Origin of the sequence: Paenibacillus dakarensis, assembly GCF_001373415.1 — a bacterium.
Lineage (GTDB): Bacteria > Bacillota > Bacilli > Paenibacillales > Paenibacillaceae > Paenibacillus_AQ > Paenibacillus_AQ dakarensis.
Genome location: NZ_CDSE01000007.1, coordinates 47,924 through 69,418, shown reverse-complemented (window position 1 = coordinate 69,418; position 21,495 = coordinate 47,924). Strand labels below are relative to the sequence as shown.

The following is a 21,495-nucleotide window of genomic DNA, read 5'->3' as shown; positions in this document are numbered from 1 at the left end:
TCGTCCGCCGTTTAGTCCAGCCCCCTGGCAATTTCTAGGGCTGCAGCCTCGTCCGTTACAAGGATGTCCTCGTGTCCGAATTTGAGCACGGCGTGTATTGCCTTGGCCTTACTTCGTCCACCCGCAATGCCGATCACGTTCTCTGCCCGCATAATATCCTCAAGTCTCAGCCCAAGCGTTAACATACGGTGAACGACTGTTCCTTCTTCGGAAAAATAATAGCCAAAGGATTCAGCAATGGCTCCTTCTGCCTTCAGATTGTTAATAGAAGTTTCGTCAAGCTTCCGGCGCTGGGCCATCTCCATAGCATCTCCGATACCGTGAACAATAACACATGATCTGCGTATAACATCAACAATGTCCTTAATGTGGTGGTCCTGAACCAGTGACTGGTAGGCGTCGTCGCTCAGCAGGTCTGGTACATGCAGCAGCCTGTATTCGGCTCCTGCCTTATTCGCCATCTTGGATGCGATCGTGTTGGCTTGAATCTCCACACTCTCGCCCAAACCGCCCCTTGCAGGTACAAACCAAGAACCTGTTAACGGCCCCGCTGCCGGCGTTGTCATCTGCTCAGCCACTTCGGCTAGCGTTGACCCGCCTGTAACTGCGATGATGTCTCCACTATGGACAAAGCTTAAAAGTGCTCTCGCACCTGCTCTGCCAAGTTCACGTTTCACATCGGCTGAAGACTCACTATCACCCGGGACGATAACCACTTTGCGCAGCCCGTAAGCCTCGCGGATCTTCTCCTCCAGATCTGCTAATCCGAACAAGTCATTCATGAATGGCTCGAGCTGTTCCAGCAGACTCTGTCCTGATTGGCTGATCCTCATCCCCAGTGTCTCGATCTCAATGAGCCCCTGAGCTTTGAGCAGGTCGGTCTCAGCCCTCAGCACACGTTCAGTCATTGAAAGTGATGCTGCGAGTGTCCTGCGCCCAACCAATCCGGATAACATGATCTGATGAAGGATCGTATACCTTCGCTTGAGAATGTCCATGAGATCGGGCAGAAGCTGCTCTTGTAATTCCAATAAGTTACGCATGCTTTCCACTCCCGCAACTTCGTCTTGGACCTTCTACCGATGGTCGCAAAATGTCCCAGTCAAGCGTTTTAAGTCCCACCATTATTCTAACCAATATTTATGCAGGTTGCAAGTGCTCCGAATGTATATTTCTCAACTATTGGCATTCTTATTCATCCCACATAATCTTCCTTTTTAATAAATAAAAATCTTCCAAAAATTTTAACTAACAGGCCGGAAAAATATGAATTTTGGCACAGCAATGCACCAGCTTCAGCGATCTAAAAAAGGGACTGGAACAGAAACTTTGACCTGCTTCTTGTTTTTTAGGAAAAGATGCGGTATAATCATCTTCGTTGCTATTTTGCGCCCGTGGTCCAATGGATATGACGTAGGCCTCCGGAGCCTGAGATCGAGGTTCGATTCCTCGCGGGCGCGCCATAATTTTTCAAAACTTCTATATAATGTTTTACCCAAAAGTGCCCATGATGGCTCTTTTTTTTACCCAATAGTTTGACTTTCTTTGACTTTTGGATTGAAATTGTTTATGATGTGGGTAATAAGGTAACAGTATTTTAATGAGAATGCATTTAAGGGGAGGTTTTTCTATATGAGTTTTATACCTATGGTCGTTGAACAGAGCAACCGCGGTGAGCGGGCGTACGACATCTATTCCAGATTGCTGAAAGATCGCATCATCTTCCTCGGCTCCGACGTAAATGACGTGGTTGCCAATGCCATCATTGCACAAATGCTGTTCTTGGCAGCAGAGGACCCTGAGAAAGACATCCATTTATATATCAACAGTCCTGGCGGGTCGATTACCGCTGGTATGGCCATATTTGATACAATGCAGTTTATTAAACCTGATGTCTCCACAATCTGTGTCGGCATGGCTGCTTCCATGGGAGCGTTCCTGCTGAACGCCGGAGCTAAAGGCAAACGATTCGCACTGCCAAACAGTGAAGTAATGATTCACCAGCCGCTGGGCGGAGCTCAAGGGCAAGCAACGGATATCGAAATCCGCGCCCGCCGCATTCTGAAAATGCGTGATAAGCTGAACCACATCCTGGCTGAGCGCACAGGACAACCGCTTGAGCGCATTGAGAGAGATACCGATCGTGACTACTTCATGACAGCTGCTGAAGCGAAAGAATACGGTCTGATCGACCAAGTGCTGGAGAGCACTCCACCGCAAGGCATCTAAGCTTACTAGTCAAAGGGCTAATATCCGCGAGGCGCGGATATTAGCCCTTTTTTATGCGGATCATTAGACAGGGAACGCTCGAGGGGGACGGAATCAGCAGCTTCCACCATTGCCGTGTTTCTACCTATAGCTGCAGGAATCCTCGGCTATTACCTTGGTATATACCGCAACAAAAAAGCACTCTCCGCCGCCGGACAATAAGAAGCCTTATCGCTCCATTGCCGGCAAACGAAGAATGCCCTTAGCTTTCATTTTTGCAAAAAATAGTCCAGCCCTTACTGCTCTACTTCCATTCCTTTAAATTAAGCTCAAACTCCGGGAATCCATAAGCATACGCTGTGTACTCATACAACTGGAAGTACAGAACAGCAGCGTTGTCTTTCAAATAAAACTGGGCATCCGCAGGCACTCCCTTGAACTCTCCAATGTATCCGCCCTCTTGTTTCAGCTTCTTCAATACATGGTTATTCAGCTTCTGCTTGCTCTTGCCCTGCATATTGATGAAATCACCGAGCTGCTTCTGCTCTCCGTCTTCGAGCGAGAACGTGAAGCTGTTCCGATATGACATTCCATGCGCCCCGCCTGTATAGGAGAAGTCATGTGCTGTAATACTTAACAGACCATTGGCGTTGTATTGCACGACATAATCACCCTCAAACTCATACGGATAATTATTGCCGGACGGTGGAAGTTCGCTGGCACTTTTTTCAGCGCTCGAAATGACAAATTCTGCGTTCTTTTTCAAAACATCATTTATTTTGGCTTGTACCTCTGTATTCTTCAAACCGCTAATTACCGGATAATCCACGCTCGCTGTTACGTTCGAAAAATCCTTCTTCAAGGTTTGAGTCGTAATCGTAATCGGGTTTTTTTTCTTCGCGGTCATACTAAGCTGTTTGGCAGACGGGCTCCACTTCCCCTGAATGCCCATGTATTGGTTCAGCACTTTATATGGGATATACAGACGACCGTTCACAATTCTGCCTGCCGGTTCCCCCGCATAATATCCATTGACCGTTAATACAATCTCCTTCGCACTATATACTGTGGCGTTTAATATATTATAGCCCTGCCCCAGGGTATAAACTTTGCTCTTCGCATTATATTTTAGCGGAATACCAAGCGCATCCCGAACTGCAGTCGCAGGTACATAAACTGTTCCGTGATCCAGTAACCCTGTTTGCGATAATGTCTTTCCGTTCCACTCGAGTGCCACTTCAGTCTTCGCCGCTGCCTGCTGAGCGGATACCGCTGCTTTTGGTGAAGCCGCTGGCTTAGAATCAGCAGCTTGTCCATTAAAGCCGAGCCCTCCCAGCAGCACTCCAGCTGCAATGACTGCCGAACTATATTTCATTTTATAATTCATTTTTTGTCACTCACCTTCCATATTCAAGTATGGCCGTTTACTTTATTACCCAGTTTTATTATATGGAACACGTTAGCTAGAGAGGTAACAATGATGGTGACAATTTTGACTCTATTTATTTAGGCATCACTATCTTCTGTTAAGAGGAACGCCGGAAATTTCAATAAAAAAAGACCTGTAAGGACCGGGCACTTCTGTAAAGTGTCCGTCCTACAGATCTTACGCGTCCTGGCAGCTCATAAAGCCTGTCTGGGCGCAAGCCGGAGTGATAACCTGCTGCAAGCAGCTTCCCTTATCTTCCGCTCTTCAGTTCCGTCCAGTAACGGTCATAAATTTGGAGGCTCTCTCCGACATCGCCAAGCCATTCTGTGCGCTTCAGCTCGTCTTCCGTCAGGTTGATCATTTTGTCATTGCGATACTCTTCGCTATGGAATTCCATCGCTTTGCTGTTCGGATTGCTGTAGCCGATGAACTCATAGTTCTTCGCACTTACCTTCGGATCCAGCATGTAGTTAATAAACTTCTCTGCCAGCGCCTTGTTTTTAGCACCTTTTGGAATTGCGTAGTTGTCAGAGAAGATCGTTGCTCCTTCTTCCGGTACAACATACGCTACATCCGGGTTCTCCTTCGCAATAAAGGAAGCATCACCGGACCATACCGTAGCAATCCAGCCTTCTTCTTGGATCATCTTCTGCTTGATATTGTCTGTATCAAATGCCAGAACGTTTGGCAGAAGTGTCTTCAGTTCACCGACAGCTGCTTCAATCTCTGCTGCATCCGTGGAGCTGTTGGATTTACCCAGCTTCTTGAGTGCCATACCGATCATTTCACGATTGTCATCAAGCAGCAGCACTTTACCTTTGTATGCCGGATTCCAGAGATCTTCCCAACTCTTAATCTCTTCCTTAACATACTTCTTGTTATATGCGATTCCCGTTACACCGGTCATATAAACAACCGAGTATTTATTGCCCGGGTCAAACTCGGGATTTTTAAATGCATCTGAAATATTATCGATGTTCGGGATATTATTCTTGTCCAGCGGCTCCAGCAAATCCATGTTAATCATGGTCTTTACCATATAGTCGGAAGGCTGGATCAGGTCATACCCGCCTCCGCCTGCCTTAATCTTAGCCAGCAGATCCTCATTGTTCGCGTAATTGTCGTACGTTACCTTGACGTTATACTCTTTCTCAAAATCCTTCAGCACTTCTGGATCGAAGTTATCAGCCCAGCTGTAAATGTGCAAGGTTTCCTTATCAGAGCCTCCACAGGCAGCCAAGGTTGTTAACGACATTGCTGCGATCATACCTGCCAGCAGCAGACGGGTCCATCTCGATTTTTTCAATTCACTATCTCCTCTCTTTCCACCTAACCTAATATTTTAAAAATAAATATATCCGAAAAACGGTTCGCTCCGCTTAAATCGGCAGTGTCTTGTGTTTCTTCTGTCCCTTGCCGCGGTTAAGCACATATTGTGCTAGCAGAATCAAGGTCACGCTGACCAGTATAAGCAGCGTACACAGCGCGTTAATTTCAGGGGAAATGCCGCGTTTGACCTGAGCGTAAATGTAGATCGGCAGCGTGGTTGAGCTTGGCCCAGCCACGAAGAAGCTGACCATAAAGTCATCCAGCGACAGCGTGAACGCAATCAAGGCACCGGAGATAATACCAGGCGAGATCTGAGGCAGCGTGACATGACGGAATGTCTGCCACCGGGAAGCGCCAAGATCTTGCGCAGCTTCCTCCAGCTGCTTACCCATATTCGCCAGGCGAGCCGTCACTACGACGTATACATAAGACAAACTGAATGTGATATGCGCAATAATGATCGTGGTCTTGCCTGTTTCCATTCCCAGCTGACTAAACAGCACCAGGAGGGAAATACCCATAATAATGTCCGGAATGATGACCGGCAGGTACAGGAGTCCATTCATCCCACTCCGGCCTTTTCTCCCTAATTTGCGAAGCGATAATGCCGCCAAGGTGCCGAGAGCTGTCGATACAATGGTTGAAATGACAGCAACGGTTAAGCTGTTCATTAGCGCTTCCATCACATTTCGGTTGTTGAACAGCGACACGTACCAGTCAAACGTAAAGCCTTCCCAGTTACCGCTCAGACGCGTGTCGTTAAAGGAATATATGATGATCATAATGATCGGTATATAGATGAACGCCATCATCAGGAATGAGTGAATCCCGAGCAAGGGGTGATTTCGTTTCTTCACGCTCTCCCCTCCTTTACGCGTTGGTGACGGGCCTGCATAGCCCTGTTAAACAGTAAGACTAACACCAGCGAGGTAATCACAAAAATAACGGACAATGCAGCTCCGAATGGCCAGTTGCGTGCACCTAGGAACTGCGACTGAATAATATTACTAATCATCGCGGACTTCGCGCCGCCGAGAATGTCTGTTACGACGAACATCCCTGCCGTAGATACATATACCAGAATGGATCCGGTCATAATACCCGATTTGCTCTGAGGCAGGGTAATGTGACGGAAGGCATTCCATTTCGATGCCCCTAAATCACTCGCTGCATCCAGCAGACGCTTGTCCATCTGCTCCAGTGCTACATATATCGGAAGCACCATGAACGGAATAAAGTTATATACCATGCCCAGGAGTACTGCGCCTTTGGTATACAGCATCTGCAGAGGTTCATCAATCCATCCCAAATAGATCAGAAGATTGTTTACAACCCCTTGTGTCCGAAGCAGAAGCACCCAAGCGTATGTCCGTATCAAGAAGTTGATCCAGAACGGCACCGTAATCAAGATCAGTCCCCATGTCTGGATACGCGGGGATGCGTTGGCTATATAGTAAGCCAGCGGATAGCTGACCGCCAGGCAGATTATTGTAGTTAGTATGGATAAGACGAGTGTATCCCAATAAATCCCGAGGTACAGCGGATCAAAAAACGTCTTGTATCCTTCCAGACTGAAAGAAAACACAATGTTTCCTAACGCATCACGCTGCAGAAACGATATCCCGACCACGATCAGCATAGGCACAATTAGAAACAGGGAGAGCCACAGAAGCACAGGAGTCAGGAGGAATTTGGATTTACTCATGACCCGATAGCCACCTCATCTCTCGCGTCCCAATTCAGGCCGATTCTTTCACCGACTTCCCAAGGCTCATCATCTGTAAAATCCAGAGCAATGGTTACGCTCATCGGTTCATCCTCAAGCTGCACTTTAAGCTTATGCACGTTACCCAGATACTGAACATCCTCAATCACACCCGTCTTCTTGCCGCCCGGGCCGCGCTGAGGATAGATTTTTTCAGGACGAACAGCAAAAAGCCCTTCGCGCGAAGAGAAAATATTATTCTCTCCTACAAAGGTGGCAGCGAACAGGGTCTTCGGCTTGGCGTAAATTTCACGCGGTGTGCCGACCTGTTCAACCTTCCCGTTATTCATAATCACGATCCGGTCAGACAGCATCATCGCTTCTTCCTGGTCATGCGTAACATACACAAATGTAATGCCAAGTGTACGTTGCAGATGCTTCAGCTCAGACTGCAGGTTTTTGCGGAGCTGCAGGTCAAGTGCACCAAGCGGCTCATCCAGCAAAAGCACCTTTGGCTTATTGGCAATGGCACGGGCGATCGCTACGCGTTGCTGTTGTCCACCGGAAAGCTGATGCGGATATCGATCCTGCAGCTGTGTCAGCTGCGTCATCGCTACGGCTTCTGCTACGCGTTCTTTAATCTGGGATCGCGGCATTTTTTTCATTTTTAATCCGAATGCGATATTGTCTTCTACGGTCATGTGCGGAAACAGGGCATAATGCTGAAACACGAGATTCAAATCCCGCTTGTTCGCCGGCATATCGGTCACGTTCTGGCCAGCGAGCCATACTTCCCCTTCCGTTGGCTGTTCGAATCCTGCAATCATTCGGAGGATTGTCGTCTTGCCGCAACCGCTGGGGCCCAGCAAAGTCAGGAATTCTCCTTCCTTAATGGAGAGCGACAGCGGATGCACGACCGATTGCCCTTGAAATTCTTTCGTTATCTGGACAAGTTCAATCATATGCACCATCATCCCCTTTACGGTTAATATTAATATTCTTTCCTATAAAACGAGAAAAACGTCTTCCGACACATTTCTACAAATACAGACAGCGTTAAGCGGTTGTTTATTCTTGTGTCACCAGGATCCAGGGATTCATACCTTATCCTGACCCATTAAGAGAAAAAAGCCATATCCATTGGTATGGCTTAGCATCATATCTTGTACAGTTTTTTTGCATATTCACTATACCTTGTTTTGACCCCATACACAACACTTTTCTGTGGATTTCGACAGGCTGAGGCCTTATCCTGACCCGTTTTTGGTATTCCTGACCATGCAGGGTTAAAAGTGTAAAAAAACCGAGAGCTCAATTCATATAATTACCTTTATACCGAAAAATAAAACCGCTCCATTTCGCATTACTGCGAAGCGGAACGGTTTTCAGGTAACACAGAAGGTAGTTCTATTTCAGTTCATACTGGACATACAGCTGAGTCATCAGCTTGATTTCGCCCGGCTTCACGGAAGTGGAGGCTTGATCCAGGGCTTCACTTTTTGCAGCCGAATTCATAAAGCCGTAGCTGTACACATCACGGTTAGCGGCTTCGTCTTGAACCACACTCACCACGACACCCAGCTGGCGTTTAGCCGCCTTAGCAATAGCCTGTGCTTTCAGATCAGCATTTGCCATCGCCTTCTCGATTACCTGGGTTTCAAAAGCATCGCGGTTCTCAATAGAGAAGCGTGCGCTTCCGATATTGTTCGCACCTGCTTCGGCAGCAGCATCGAGCAGCTCGCCAACCTTGCTTAAATCACGAAGTGTTACTTCAAGTGAATGAGTGGCACTGTAATTTTGTACTTTGCGCCCTTCTTTTTCACTGTAGGAGTAGTTAGGCTGAACATAGAAATTTTCTGTTTTAATATCTTTCTCATCGATTTTCCATGTCTTTTTCAGCAGCGAGCTGATTTTAGCCATTTTCTGGGCATTGTGTTTCTGTGCGGAATTCGCTGTCTCTGCGAAAGACTCTACACCGATCGACAGGTATACGATATCCGGTTTAACCGAAATTTCACCCTTGCCAAGCACCGTAACCCGATTCTGCTGCTGTGCAATATCTGCCGCATGCACCTCACTCACGCCCAAAACGCCTGTCCATACGGAACCGCCTGTAAGAAGTGCGCCCGCAATCATTACTGACCCTAACCGTTTAGCCCAAACATTCATCGATCCAAGACCTCCTTTAAATTGGCTTCGCTATCACGCTTGCCTTACCCCTCTAACGTATATAAATTGGTAAATGTTTCATCTAAATAGCTGATTTATAAATTTTTCCTGTTTCATTTTTTCTCCAATTCTTAGATGATGGAATATAAACATTAATGCTCATTTAACGGGAATCAAAGTTAGCAACCCAGGAAATTGTTGTTAACTGCAGGAGCATAATGGGTAACTAACTAGAACAAGGCTTAAGAAAGAGGGGACAATATGAAATCACTACGGGTATTATTATTTACCATGTCATTGCTGCTCATCACTGCAGTCGGCTTACCTGGCTTATCGCTGTATGCTTCAGCAGAGCCCGTCTCTGAAAAAACCTATCAGATCGGAACGGACGTCACATTCCCTCCGTTTGAATACCAGGATGCAAGCGGAAATCTAGTCGGTATCGATATGGACTTGCTGGAAGCCATCGCAAAGGATCAGAATTTCAAATACGAGGTTAAACCGCTCGGATTCAATGCTGCCGTGCAGGCACTCGAGTCCAATCAGGTTGACGGCGTAATTGCCGGTATGAGTATCACGGATGAAAGAAAACAGAAATTTGATTTTTCAGAGCCCTATTTCGATTCCGGCGTTGTCATGGCTGTTCGCAAGGATGAGGAATCGGTCAAAAGCTATGAGGATTTACGGGGCAAGAAGGTCGCTGTGAAGACGGGTACGGAGGGGTATACCTTTGCGGAATCTATCTCCTCAAAATATGGGTTCACGATCGTTCCCTTCGACGATTCTGCTCAAATGTATGAGGATGTGAAAACCAAGAATTCCATTGCCTGCTTCGATGACTACCCGGTGCTTGCCTACGGGGCTAAACAGAACAATGGTTTAAAGGTTGTTAATGAGGATCAGAGGGAGCTCGGCGGCACTTACGGTTTTGCTGTCAGCAAAGGTAAAAGTCCAGAACTGATGGAGAAATTCAATGCCGGTCTTGCCAATCTTCGCGCGAATGGCGAATATGACCGTATTCTTGATAAATACATAGGCGCAAATGCAGAGGTTGCTGCACAGCAAGGCCGCATGGAACTCATAATCAAATCATTGCCAGCTCTTTTAGAGGGTCTTGGAAAAACGCTACTCTATACGATTATCTCCTTATTCTTCGCTTGTATTGTAGGGCTTATCTTCGGGTTTATGAAGGTAGGACGCAACAAGTGGCTGCGTGGTCTCGCCACGGTGTTCGTCGATGTTTTCCGCGGTATCCCGTTAATTGTACTCGCCTTTTTCATCTATTTCGGTATTCCGCAAGCATTTGATTTCACCATGCCCCTGTTCTTGGGAGCGGTCTTGACATTAACACTTAATGCCGGTGCCTATATGACGGAAATCATCCGCGGGGGAATCCAGTCCATTGACCACGGTCAGATGGAGGCTGCTCGTTCACTGGGTGTGCCTTACCGCAAAGCGATGCTCAAGATTATTATTCCACAGGCAATTCGAATCATGATTCCATCGTTTATCAACCAGTTTGTCATTACATTAAAGGACACATCGATTCTGTCTGTCATCGGACTTGTAGAGCTGACGCAATCCGGGAAGATTGTCATCGCAAGAACATTTGCATCCTTTGATATCTGGCTTACGGTTGCCCTTATGTATCTGATTGTTATCACCATTCTAACCAAAGTTGCAAACAGCATGGAAAGGAAGATAAGCCGTGGATAAAATTCGGGTTGAAGGTTTAAAGAAGAGTTTCGGCAGTAATCATGTGCTGAAAGGTATCGATATGCAGGTCACAGAAGGCGAAGTTGTATGTATCATTGGTCCTTCAGGCTCCGGCAAAAGTACGTTTCTGCGCTGCATCAACCGACTGGATGACATTACGGCAGGCAAAGTCATCATTCACGGCCGTGACATCAATGATCCTAAAACCGATATTAACAAAGCACGAGAAAATATCGGCATGGTGTTTCAGCATTTTAATCTGTTCCCGCATTTCAATGTATTGAAGAATATTACCTTCGCTCCCGTAGAACTCGGGAAGCTGAGCGAGAAGGAAGCCCGTACCACGGCTCTTCAGCTGCTTGAACAAGTGGACCTGTCCGATAAGGCGGATGCCCTGCCAAGCCAGCTGTCAGGCGGACAGAAGCAGCGGGTGGCTATCGCTCGCGCGCTTGCTATGAATCCCGACATCATGCTCTTCGACGAGCCGACATCCGCACTCGACCCCGAGATGGTCGGCGAGGTGCTGGGTGTCATGAAGAAACTGGCAAGCGAAGGCATGACGATGCTAATCGTCACCCACGAGATGGGATTTGCCCGGGAGGTTGCAGATCGGGTTATCTTCATGGATGGCGGCTACATCGTAGAGGAAGGTCATCCGGACGAGGTGTTCGGAAATCCGAAGCATGAGCGGACGATCAGCTTCCTGGAGAAGGTGCTATAACTTGCTTAGTTTAATAGAGGGCTCTCCCAAAAAATCTTAAGATTTTGCGGGGGGGCTCTTTTTTCTTGTTGGTGAGGCGCTACACGTACGAATCTTTCCTACCATCGCTGTTGTCTTCCAATTTCCCGAACTATATAACACAAGGTTGAAATTGGAAGACAAAGGCGACCGCTGCCGCTTGTCCGGAAACGCTTCGTCCGCTCCGCTGCTTCGTGGAATAATCATCTCTAAAAACAGTTATCGCATCTCCTTCGAGCCATATAATATCACTTACTTCCACCATGTGAGTTGACGTCGAACATCAACATCACCGACACCCGATTATTGTCCACGCCCACACGGCACTACCACCGTAAAGGTAGAGCCCTTCCCAAGCTCAGACTCCACCGTAACCTTTCCTCCATGAATATCCACGATCCGTTTCACGATAGACAGTCCGAGACCACTGCCCCCGGCAGTCCGGTTCCTTGATTTGTCTGCCTTATAGAAGCGTTCAAAAATATGAAGCTGGTCAGACTCCGCGATCCCCGCGCCGGTATCCGTAATAGACACCTCTATTTCGGGCCCGTGCTCTTTCAGCTTGATCGTTATTAAACCGTGATCCGGTGTGAACTTGATGCTGTTATGCAGCAAATTGATCCATACCTGGCTCATTAGCTCCTCCGCAGCCTCGATCTCAACTTCGGTCAAGTCCATGACAATCTGTATCTGCTTCGCCAGCCACTGCGGTTCATTCGCCAGCACGACCTTACGAAGCTGCTCATCAAGCCGATAGCGTGTCATCTCAAATTGCTGACGATCCCCCTCCAGGGAGGAAAGCTTGAGCAGATTATCGCTTAGCTGTGACAGCCGGCGGCTCTCCCCTTCGATGATCTCCAGGTAGTGATTTCTCCGCTCCTCAGTCAGCCTTGGATTGCGGAGCGCCCGTGCAAATCCCCGTATGGACGTGAGCGGGGACTGAATCTCATGCGATACGTTCGAGATGAAGTCCTGCCGCATGTTCTCCATACGCCCAAGTTCCCCGGCCATGTCATTAATACTTGCTGCAATCGTCTTGAACTCACCGCGCAGCATTTCATCATCCATCTTGACACTGAAATCCCCTTTAGATATCCGGCGCATGGCGTCTGTAAAAGTATTCATCACAGCGATCTCTTTGTACTTGAACATCAGCCCGATCAACAGCATGCACAGAAAGAAGATGATTACACCCAGAATAAGATCAATGAGCTGCGTAATGTAATCGGATGAGGGGGCTCCTGTCTTCGTATAAATCGCCTTCGTTATATAGGTTGCCCCCGTCCATGATACGGCCAGCAGTGCAAAGACGGCTATCGTCAGCAAGGTTTCGCGTATGATCTTCCAGCTGATCCGAAGCACCTTTTTCATTAAGCCTCACCTGCCTCCAGCCGGTAGCCGAGCCCGCGTACGGTGCGAATCCTAAACCGGTATTTCTCCTCAGGGAACCGCTCCCGCAGCCGGTTTACATGAACATCCAATGTTCTCTCATTCCCCTCAAAATCATATCCCCATATATCTTCGATCAGCCGGTCCCGAGTCAACGTACTCCCTGGATAGCTGGCTAACTTAAACAGCAGCTCGAATTCCTTCAGAGGCAAGCTGAACTTCTCGTCAGCCGTCTTAACTTCAAAAGTTTTACGGTTCATCTGCAGGTTGCCGATCGTGACGGTCTGGGAGGATGCAACCTGGTATCTTCTTAGCAGGGCCTTTACACGCACAACAAGCTCCGCCGGCTCAAACGGCTTCACAAGATAATCGTCAGTCCCCAGCTCAAATCCCTTCACAATTTGCTTCGTCTCCCCGATCGCAGTCAGCATCAGAATCGGTATTCCTTCATATTTACGGATTTCCCGGCATAAATCCCATCCGTCCATATTCGGCATCATGATATCCATGATTACCAGATCGACTGCGTTTTGCTCCATGGCAGATAATGCTTCAACGCCATCGCAGGCTTCGATCACCTCTTCCATGCCCGCCTCTTCCAGAAATACGCTTACAAGCTCCCGAATGTTCGGGTCATCATCGACTACCAGTATTCTCGCCATGAATATCCCTTCCTTACCGACATATGGGTCCGGCTATGCATCCACCGGCTCAATCCCGTCATTCATCTGCAACTGCTGAACTGCAAATTCCCGGTACATCTCATGCTGCTGTATTAATTCCTCATGTGTGCCGCGGCCGGTCACCGTCCCCTTTTCTATAAATATGATCTGGTCGGCTCCAACCACCGTCGATAAACGGTGCGCAATCACAATGGTCGTTCGCCCGGCCATCAGGTTATTCAGCGCTTTCTGCACCGCTATCTCCGATCGGCTGTCGAGACTTGATGTAGCCTCATCCAGCATCAGAATTTTAGGGTTTCGCAAAAGTGCTCTTGCGATTGCAATCCGCTGTCGCTGGCCGCCGGAAAGCTTCACTCCCCGTTCGCCCACATCGGTATCAAATCCGTTCGGCAGCTCATCAATGAAGCCGTCAGCATATGCCATTTCAGCCGCTTTTCTAATCTCATCGTCACTGATCTCGCGATCCGTCCCGTAACATATATTTTCCCGGATCGTACCTGCGATCATCGGGCTTTCCTGCGAAACATATCCAATCAATCCGCGCCAGGAACGTAAAGAGAACGTGTCAATCGCAGCCTGCCCAAGCCGAATCTGCCCCTTCTGCGGAAGATAGAAGCGCTCCAGCATGGAGAACAAAGTGGTCTTGCCGCCTCCGCTTGGACCCACGACAGCCGTTACAGTTCCGGGCTCCATCTGAAAGCTGACATCTGTTAATACAGGTTCATCCTCTTTGTAACCGAAGCTGAGATTTTCAATAGAAACGCGTTGATTTGCATCTGCTGCATCCTTGCCGTTTGTAAGGGATTCCTCTTCAGCATCCAGGGTTTCGAGGATTCGTTCCGTGGCTCCCTTGGCCTTCTGCAGTTGAGTGAAAAATGTTGTTAACTGCGTCATCGGCATCACAATCTGAATCAAATACAGAATAAAGGCAACGAGTTCACCTGCTGTAAGCGCCCCGGTTGAAACCTGCAACCCGCCATAACCGATCACTACGACAAGCAGCATCATCAGCACAAAAGACATCAGCGGCGCAATCCAGGCAGAAACAACGCCTTCCTTAATGCCAAAGCTCAGCAGGCTCATAATTCCCTTACGTCCATTCTCATACTCTTTATCCTCTGCATTTGAAGCTTTAACGAGGCGGATCTCCGACAGCACCTGACTGATATTGGCTGTAAACGAGGCGGTTTCATCCTGCATGCCAAGTGAGATTTTGTACATCTTCTTTCCAAGCGGCACAAGAATCAACACCGCGATGGGAATGACAACAAACATCGTGAGTGTCATCTTCCAATTGAGGTACAGCAGCACGCCGACAGAGCCGATAATTGAAATAATTCCACTGAAGAAGCCTGCCAGATGATCAGAGATCAAGCTCCTGATCACTCCGGTATCATTGGTCATCCTGCTGACAGATTCCCCGGATCGATGATGATCAAAATATCGGATTGGCAGCAAGAGCAGCTTCTTCCATAATCGCTCACGCAGGGCCGCAACCATCTTCTGCCCCGTATAACTCAGCAAGAATATTGAGAATCCGGATGCAACCGTCTGCAGAATAAACGCAATCCCCAGCCCAATGATATGGGATCGGTTCATATCCGTTAATGAGAAGCCGTCCACCAAGCTCTTCGTAAACATCGGAATCACCAGTCCAACGAGTGTGGATGCCACACTAAGGAGGATCGCGATAACAAGCAGAACCATCGGCGGCTTTGTTTCCTTCAGTAACCTGAAGAAGGATTGGAAGCCCGGCTGTTTCCTCTCTGTTATTTCTTCCCCGGTATCTATATCATTTAATTGATGATCTTTAGCATTCATAAGACTCTCTCCATCTCCTTTTATGGTTTTTTATCTCTAAGAAGAGGATACACAAACAATTTAAACTGAAGTTAAACAACTGCTTCGGTCTGGCTGAACAAAAAAAAGGCGGAGATTATCTCCACCTCTCTATGCTGTCATCTGTTTATGTATTAAAAAAAGCCTTGATTGACAAGACTTTTTCTAATGATTACTGATTCTCCAATTCCTCTTTGCTGACCAAGTTCACTAAAGAGGTAACCGCCTGCTCAGCATCAGCACCTTCAGCGCTAATGTAAATCTCTGTACCTGTGCTAATCGCAAGGCTCATGATTCCCATGATGCTTTTAGCATTTACTTTTTTATCATCTTTCTCCACAAAAATTTCAGATGAGTATTTATTCGCTTCTTGAACGAAAAGCGCAGCCGGTCTTGCATGCAAGCCTGTTTTTAACCGAACGACTACTGGGTGCTTTGTCATGGAAAGTTTACCCCCTATTATCAAATCTCTAAACACTAAAAATCTACGCTATTTTTTTAATATTATACCATTTTACCATACATGACACTAGAATAAAAAAATTTACCTGTTTCTAACCTTTTCAGCAAGCTCATCAATTTTGCGAAGCCGGTGGTTGACCCCGGATTTACTCACGGTCCCCTTTAGCATTTCCCCGACTTCCTTCAGATTCATATCCGGGTGGGCAAGGCGGATCTCCGCTACCTCACGGAGTTTGTCCGGCAAGCTTTCAAGTCCGACTTCCCTCTGAAGCAGCTTAATGTTCTCAATCTGCCGTACAGCAGCACCGATCGTCTTATTCAGATTCGCCGTTTCACAGTTCACAATCCGGTTGACGGAGTTACGCATGTCACGCATGATTCGAACATCCTCGAACTTGAACAATGCCTGGTGTGCACCAATCAGACTAAGAAATTCAATAATCTTCTCGCCTTCCTTGATATAGAAAATAAATCCCTTTTTCCGCTCAATACAACGAGCATTCAGATGGAATTCATTCGCAAGCTCCACCAGCGCCTGACAATGCTCCTCATACATCGAAGCAATTTCCAGATGATACGATGATCCCTCCGGATTATTGACCGAACCTCCTGCCATGAAGGCCCCGCGTAAATAAGCCCGTTTACAGCAATTTTTGCTGACGATCTCATCATCAATCCGGGAATTAAACAGAAAGCCTTCTGATACAATCCGGAGATCTTTCAGAATTTCCTGCACTCGGGCTGGAATGCGGACGATATATACGTTATTTTTCTTCAAACGCATTTTTTTACGCACCAAAAGCTCCGTATGGGCCTGGAAATGTTTCTTAATTAAGGTATAAATGCGCCTTGCGATCGCGGCATTTTCCGTTGAAATATCCAGCACTATTTTTTTGCTCGAAACCTGAACGGATCCATTCATTCGAATAAGCGCAGACAACTCCGCTTTCTCACAGCAGCTCTGGCTTTCGACCATGGTTAGTTCTTTCTTTGTTTGTGCCGCAAAGGACAAGGGTCTCACCTCTTTCGTTCAATCCAATTTTGCACCAATTGGAAAATATGATTGCTCAGCTTGTCGGCATCGTGCCGCAAATATGTGCGGAACAGCACCAATTTATCTGCGATAAGCTTGTATCCCTGGTTTGTAACCTCATCCCGGTCAAGCCGAACGGGCTTTGCGCCCTTCTCAGCATATTTATCTTGTACCTGAGGCGGAATTTCGCCGTCATTAACAATGACATAATCAAATAAATGATGACCAATATGATCATAAATAGCCTGTAAATGGTCACCAACGGTATAGTTATCGGTTTCACCCGGCTGTGTCATAACATTGCACACAAAAATTTTGATCGCTTCCGATGTTACAACGGCATCTGCCAGCTTAGGAACGAGCAAATTGGGCATGATACTGGTATAGAGACTTCCCGGTCCAATCAAAATCGCATCAGCCTGCTGGATCGCTTCCAGCGCTTCCGGCAGTGGCTCCACATTCTTGGGCTCCAGAAAAATGCGCTTGATGCGGCCGCCAGCCTCCGGAATTTTAGATTCTCCTGTGACAAAGGTGCCATCCTCCATTTCAGCATGGAGAATAACCGATTCCCCGGCAGCAGGAAGAACCTGTCCTCGACAGACAAAAACCCGGCTCATCTCCTTAACCGCCGTGACAAAATCACCGTGCATATCCGTCATGGCAGCCAGGATTAAATTGCCAAGGCTGTGCCCCGCAAGTCCTGAGCCGGTGCTAAAGCGGTACTTCAATATGTCGGATAACAGCGGCTCGACATCCGCGAGCGCTGTTAATACATTTCGAATATCTCCCGGGGGAGGCATCTGCAGTTCACTTCTTAAAATGCCTGAACTCCCTCCGTCATCGGCCACAGTGACGATTGCCGTGATGTCCAAGGGCTTTTCCTTCAGACCGCGCAGCATGACAGACAACCCTGTTCCTCCACCCATCACAACAATGCGAGGCTTCCTAGCTTGCTCAGCCACGTTTATCACTTCCCCTTATTAATGCCGATCCCGATCAGAATCACGGTGGCTGACCGATACTGATTCTGTTTCACTCGCGCCAAGCATTTTTCCAATATATTCTGCAATGGCCACAGAGCGGTGCTTTCCGCCTGTACAGCCAATGCCGATGATTACTTGACTCTTTCCTTCTTTCCGGTATTGCGGGATAAGAAAATGAAGCATATCCAATAATTTGGTCAGGAAAACCTGGGTTTCAGGCCATTTCATTACATATTCGTACACATCGCTGTTTTGGCCTGTGTTGGGGCGCAAATTCTCAACATAGTGCGGGTTAGGCAAAAACCTTACATCGAATATCAGGTCAGCATCAATCGGTATGCCGTATTTGAACCCGAACGATGTAATATTCACAGATAATGTATTCGTCTCCAGATGCGTAAATCGGGAAATGATTTTCTCTTTGAGCAGTGCCGGTTTCATATTGCTTGTATCAATGACTTGTGTCGCTGAGTTTTTCAGCTCATCCAGCATCTTGCGTTCCAGACGGATACCGTCAAGCGGCATGCCTTCCGGAGCGAGCGGATGACGCCGCCGGCTTTCCTTGTAGCGCTGAACGAGTACCGAATCGGTCGCATCCAGAAACAGGATTTCACTGTGGATTGTAAAATGATCCTTAATATAATTGAGTGATTCCGACAATGCAGTGAAAAACTCACGACCACGCAGGTCGATAACCAGTGCTACCTTGCCAATCTTACCCTTGGACTGCTCAATCAGCTCCGCAAACTTAGGAATGAGTACGGGCGGCAGATTATCGACGCAGAAAAATCCAAGATCCTCGAGGCTTTGTACGGCCAAGGTCTTCCCGGCTCCCGACATACCGGTAATAATGATCAGGGTGGCCATTGATGTTGTGTTGCCGCGATCCGCTGCTTCCAGCATCAGCTTCTCCTCCCTTTATATTAGGTTTAATTCACATTCAAAGTCACATTCATATCATTAAGAACGCAAATGCAGACCCGCTGCACCCACGACTCCAGCATCATTTCCAAGCTCTGCCGGAACGATGCGCACGCCGCGCTGCAGTGGTTCCGGTGTCAGCTCACTGAACACAGAACGAACTTCATCAAACAGAATATCGCCGGCCTTGGACACACCGCCGCCAACAATAAATACTTCCGGATTCAATATAGCCGCTACGGCTGCCATGGATTTTCCAAGGTAAAATGCTGCACGCTTCACGATCCGCAGTGCAACTTCATCCCCTGCTTTCGCAGCATCAAACACTTCTTTAGCCGCAATGTTGTCAACAAGCGCCAGGGAAGTGCGATCCCCGCGTTCAACCGCATCCTTCGCCATACGAATAATGCCTGTCGCAGAGGATACCGTTTCGAGGCAGCCCATTTTACCGCAGCCGCACTGAATAGCTTCCAAATCAGGTACAACCGTCGTATGGCCGAGCTCACCAGCCATACCGCCGAATCCTTGATATATCTTTCCATTCACGATAATGCCGCCGCCTACCCCGGTACCGAGCGTATAGCAGACGCAGTTATCCACGCCGCGTCCCGCACCGCTCCAAGCTTCGCCCAGAGCCGCAACGTTTGCATCGTTATCTATTTTGACTGGCTTGCCGAGCCGTTCTTCAAGCATTGCTCGAATTGGTACATCTTTAAAGCCTACGTTAGGTGCCAGAATAATGATTCCTTCGCGGATGTTCGTAAAGCCTGCAACGCCCGCTCCAACGCCCGCAAGCTGGTCCCAGCTGTAAGGGGATTGCTCCACAATATAGCGTACATATTTCTCAATATTGTCGATTACCGTGTCAACGCCCTTGGACGTTTCCGTCGGTCCCTCATACTTCTGCAGCAGCTGACCCTCTTGATTGCATATTCCGACTTTAATTGCAGTTCCACCCAAATCGACACCAACGTAGATGTTCTCAGACATGTTACAAGCCACCTTTTTCCCTCTATAATAGAATGCTCCTACAGTACCCACTATAATTGAAGGCACCTTATCGGTCAAGAGAAGGCAAGGCTCAAAAAGCCCGTTAGGATGAGCTGAAAAAACCTTATAAATACAGCTTCCGCCTCATCTTCCACCCCTTGTCAAATGAAAACAAACCACCGGCTAGATTATGGCTTTGCGCATTTGCCCTCCAGCAAGTACACTCTTGCCTCATACGGCCTTAAGGTTAAGTGGTATACATCCTCATTCTCTTGGGGTTCATAATTCGAGATCATCAGCTTTTTCTCGTCTGTTCTAAGATCCTCCGGCCAATTAAATACAGGCGTATTATCAAAAAAGTTCAATATCACCAGCAGCTTCTCGTTCTCTACGGAACGAACAAACGCATAAATATCGGTATCCAGGGGAAGCAGGAGCTTATAATCCCCATATACAATCGCCTCGCATTGTCTCCGGATCGAGATTAGCCTGCGGTAATAGTGAAAGATGGAGTTCGGGTCGTCGAGCGCCTGTTTTACATTGATCTCCTTATAGTTCTTGTTCAGCTGGATCCACGGATCACCATCCGTAAAACCTGCATTTGGAGTGTCATCCCATTGCATCGGCGTACGGGCGTTATCCCGGCTCTTTTTGTGAATCGCATTCATTGTGATTTCCTCCGGCTGCCCTCTGAGCCTCATCTGCTCATAATAGTTCAGCGTTTCGACATCACGATATTCATCAATGGAGTCAAATGCCACATTCGTCATGCCAATCTCTTCACCTTGGTAAATATATGGCGTTCCTTGAAGCATATGTGTTAAGGTTGCCAGCATCTTGGCCGATTGCTCCCGGTATTCCTTATCGTTCCCGAACCGCGATACGGGACGCGGCTGATCATGGTTACTCATATAGTTGGCGTTCCAACCTTTGCCATGCAGTGTCGTCTGCCACCTGCTCATGATCTTTTTCAGCTCAAGCAGGGTCCAGGAGCAGATATCCCATTTGCCCGAACCGCCGGAGGCAGCGTCCAGATACATATGCTCGAACTGGAACACCATGTTCAGCTCACTGCGGTTCTCACCGACATAATCGAGCGCCTGTTCCGGACCAAGACCGGACGTTTCCCCAACCGTCATAATGTCGAATTCAAACAAAACCTCCTCGTTAAGCTTCTTGAGCAGATCATGCACCTTATCCAGGTTCGAGAAAAGATGGTACGCCTGGACGACCGGCAAATTATCAGGGTTATCCGCATTGGGCAGGCCCACGGCCTTCACGATGTGTGCGATGGCATCGAAACGGAATCCATCCACGCCTTTAGCGAGCCACCAGCGGATCATTTTGTACAATTCCTCAGTCATCTCCTGGTTCTCCCAGTTCAGATCCGGCTGCTGCTTGGCGTAAAGATGCATGAAGAATTCATCCGTCCTGGCATCATATTCCCAGACCGACCCGCCGAAGTATGACTCCCAGTTATTCGGGTACAACCCGTCCTTACCCTTACGCCATATGTAATAGTCCCGCTTCGGATTATCTTTGGAAGACCGCGACTCCAGAAACCATGGGTGCTCATTAGATGTATGATTCAGCACCAGGTCCATCATAATTTTCATTCCCCGCTTGTGCGCTTCCCCAAGCAGTTGATCGAAATCCTCCATCGTGCCGAACTGACTCTTAATCGCATAATAATCGCTGATGTCATAACCGTTATCGTGGCCCGGAGATTCATAGATTGGACACAGCCAGAGGACATTAACGCCTAAGTACTGTAAATAGTCCAGCTTGGAGATGATTCCGCGCAGATCACCTACTCCGTCGCCATTTGAATCCTTGAAGCTAATTGGGTAAATCTGATACACTACACTTTCTTTCCACCAGGCTTTTTTCACTGGTATGC

19 protein-coding genes and 1 tRNA gene are annotated in these 21,495 nt (G+C 47.8%); 4 read left to right on the top strand and 16 right to left on the bottom strand.

Annotated elements, in window-relative coordinates; all coding sequences use genetic code 11:
* Positions 1–11: 11 nt before the first annotated feature.
* The gene (locus BN1234_RS00875; RefSeq protein ID WP_054954776.1) at positions 12–1,043 is read right to left on the bottom strand and encodes a sugar-binding transcriptional regulator; all 1,032 of its coding nucleotides are present in this window, start codon (positions 1,041–1,043) and stop codon (positions 12–14) included.
* Positions 1,044–1,388: 345 nt separating this feature from the next.
* Here BN1234_RS00875 and BN1234_RS00870 point away from each other — a divergent pair.
* Positions 1,389–1,463: transfer RNA gene (locus BN1234_RS00870), tRNA-Arg, on the top strand.
* Positions 1,464–1,632: 169 nt separating this feature from the next.
* Positions 1,633–2,229 (top strand): ATP-dependent Clp endopeptidase proteolytic subunit ClpP, encoded by a 597-nt coding sequence (gene clpP / locus BN1234_RS00865; protein WP_054954775.1) that lies wholly within the window; start codon positions 1,633–1,635, stop codon positions 2,227–2,229.
* A gap of 283 nt (positions 2,230–2,512) precedes the next feature.
* Here the strand turns inward: clpP and BN1234_RS00860 are convergent, their stop codons facing one another.
* From BN1234_RS00860 to BN1234_RS00835, 6 genes are all read right to left on the bottom strand, one after another.
* Positions 2,513–3,595: a PdaC/SigV domain-containing protein gene (locus tag BN1234_RS00860; RefSeq protein ID WP_054954774.1), complete on the bottom strand. Its 1,083-nt coding sequence runs from the start codon at positions 3,593–3,595 to the stop codon at positions 2,513–2,515.
* 292 nt (positions 3,596–3,887) lie between these two features.
* The gene (locus BN1234_RS00855; protein WP_054954773.1) at positions 3,888–4,943 is read right to left on the bottom strand and encodes a polyamine ABC transporter substrate-binding protein; all 1,056 of its coding nucleotides are present in this window, start codon (positions 4,941–4,943) and stop codon (positions 3,888–3,890) included.
* 73 nt (positions 4,944–5,016) lie between these two features.
* Positions 5,017–5,823 (bottom strand): ABC transporter permease, encoded by an 807-nt coding sequence (locus tag BN1234_RS00850; protein ID WP_054954772.1) that lies wholly within the window; start codon positions 5,821–5,823, stop codon positions 5,017–5,019.
* Positions 5,820–6,671 (bottom strand): ABC transporter permease, encoded by an 852-nt coding sequence (locus tag BN1234_RS00845; protein ID WP_054954771.1) that lies wholly within the window; start codon positions 6,669–6,671, stop codon positions 5,820–5,822. Before BN1234_RS00845 ends, BN1234_RS00850 begins: the two co-directional genes overlap by 4 nt.
* Complete coding sequence (locus BN1234_RS00840; RefSeq protein WP_054954770.1) at positions 6,668–7,633, bottom strand: ABC transporter ATP-binding protein; 966 nt, start codon at positions 7,631–7,633, stop codon at positions 6,668–6,670. Before BN1234_RS00840 ends, BN1234_RS00845 begins: the two co-directional genes overlap by 4 nt.
* 445 nt (positions 7,634–8,078) lie before the next feature.
* Positions 8,079–8,840, bottom strand: coding sequence for an SIMPL domain-containing protein (locus BN1234_RS00835; protein WP_054954769.1), 762 nt, complete (start codon positions 8,838–8,840; stop codon positions 8,079–8,081).
* Positions 8,841–9,101: 261 nt separating this feature from the next.
* On the opposite strand from BN1234_RS00835, the gene BN1234_RS00830 reads away from it, so the two are divergent.
* Positions 9,102–10,556, top strand: a complete 1,455-nt coding sequence (locus tag BN1234_RS00830) for an amino acid ABC transporter substrate-binding protein/permease (protein WP_054954768.1) — start codon at positions 9,102–9,104, stop codon at positions 10,554–10,556.
* On the top strand, positions 10,549–11,277 hold the full coding sequence (locus BN1234_RS00825) for an amino acid ABC transporter ATP-binding protein (protein WP_054954767.1): 729 nt from the start codon (positions 10,549–10,551) through the stop codon (positions 11,275–11,277). Before BN1234_RS00830 ends, BN1234_RS00825 begins: the two co-directional genes overlap by 8 nt.
* 321 nt (positions 11,278–11,598) lie before the next feature.
* Here BN1234_RS00825 and BN1234_RS00820 read toward each other — a convergent pair whose 3' ends face one another.
* The 9 genes from BN1234_RS00820 to BN1234_RS00780 form a co-directional block, all read right to left on the bottom strand.
* Positions 11,599–12,666: a sensor histidine kinase gene (locus tag BN1234_RS00820; RefSeq protein ID WP_054954766.1), complete on the bottom strand. Its 1,068-nt coding sequence runs from the start codon at positions 12,664–12,666 to the stop codon at positions 11,599–11,601.
* Entirely contained in the window at positions 12,666–13,346 is a 681-nt protein-coding gene (locus tag BN1234_RS00815) for a response regulator transcription factor (protein ID WP_054954765.1), read from the bottom strand. The genes BN1234_RS00820 and BN1234_RS00815 overlap by 1 nt, the downstream gene beginning before the upstream one ends.
* A gap of 33 nt (positions 13,347–13,379) precedes the next feature.
* On the bottom strand, positions 13,380–15,188 hold the full coding sequence (locus BN1234_RS00810) for an ABC transporter ATP-binding protein (protein ID WP_054954764.1): 1,809 nt from the start codon (positions 15,186–15,188) through the stop codon (positions 13,380–13,382).
* 190 nt (positions 15,189–15,378) lie between these two features.
* Complete coding sequence (locus BN1234_RS00805; protein WP_054954763.1) at positions 15,379–15,648, bottom strand: HPr family phosphocarrier protein; 270 nt, start codon at positions 15,646–15,648, stop codon at positions 15,379–15,381.
* Positions 15,649–15,750: 102 nt separating this feature from the next.
* Positions 15,751–16,680, bottom strand: coding sequence for a DNA-binding protein WhiA (gene whiA, locus BN1234_RS00800; RefSeq protein ID WP_054954762.1), 930 nt, complete (start codon positions 16,678–16,680; stop codon positions 15,751–15,753).
* A gap of 5 nt (positions 16,681–16,685) precedes the next feature.
* Positions 16,686–17,663 carry a gluconeogenesis morphogenetic factor MgfK gene (gene mgfK, locus BN1234_RS00795; RefSeq protein WP_054954761.1) on the bottom strand — a complete coding sequence of 326 codons (978 nt, stop codon included), beginning with the start codon at positions 17,661–17,663 and terminating at the stop codon, positions 16,686–16,688.
* Between the two features lie 18 nt (positions 17,664–17,681).
* Positions 17,682–18,587 carry an RNase adapter RapZ gene (rapZ, locus tag BN1234_RS00790; protein ID WP_054954760.1) on the bottom strand — a complete coding sequence of 302 codons (906 nt, stop codon included), beginning with the start codon at positions 18,585–18,587 and terminating at the stop codon, positions 17,682–17,684.
* Positions 18,588–18,644: 57 nt separating this feature from the next.
* The gene (locus BN1234_RS00785; protein ID WP_054954759.1) at positions 18,645–19,595 is read right to left on the bottom strand and encodes an ROK family glucokinase; all 951 of its coding nucleotides are present in this window, start codon (positions 19,593–19,595) and stop codon (positions 18,645–18,647) included.
* Between the two features lie 188 nt (positions 19,596–19,783).
* Complete coding sequence (locus BN1234_RS00780; protein ID WP_054954949.1) at positions 19,784–21,487, bottom strand: glycoside hydrolase family 13 protein; 1,704 nt, start codon at positions 21,485–21,487, stop codon at positions 19,784–19,786.
* Positions 21,488–21,495 lie beyond the last annotated feature (8 nt).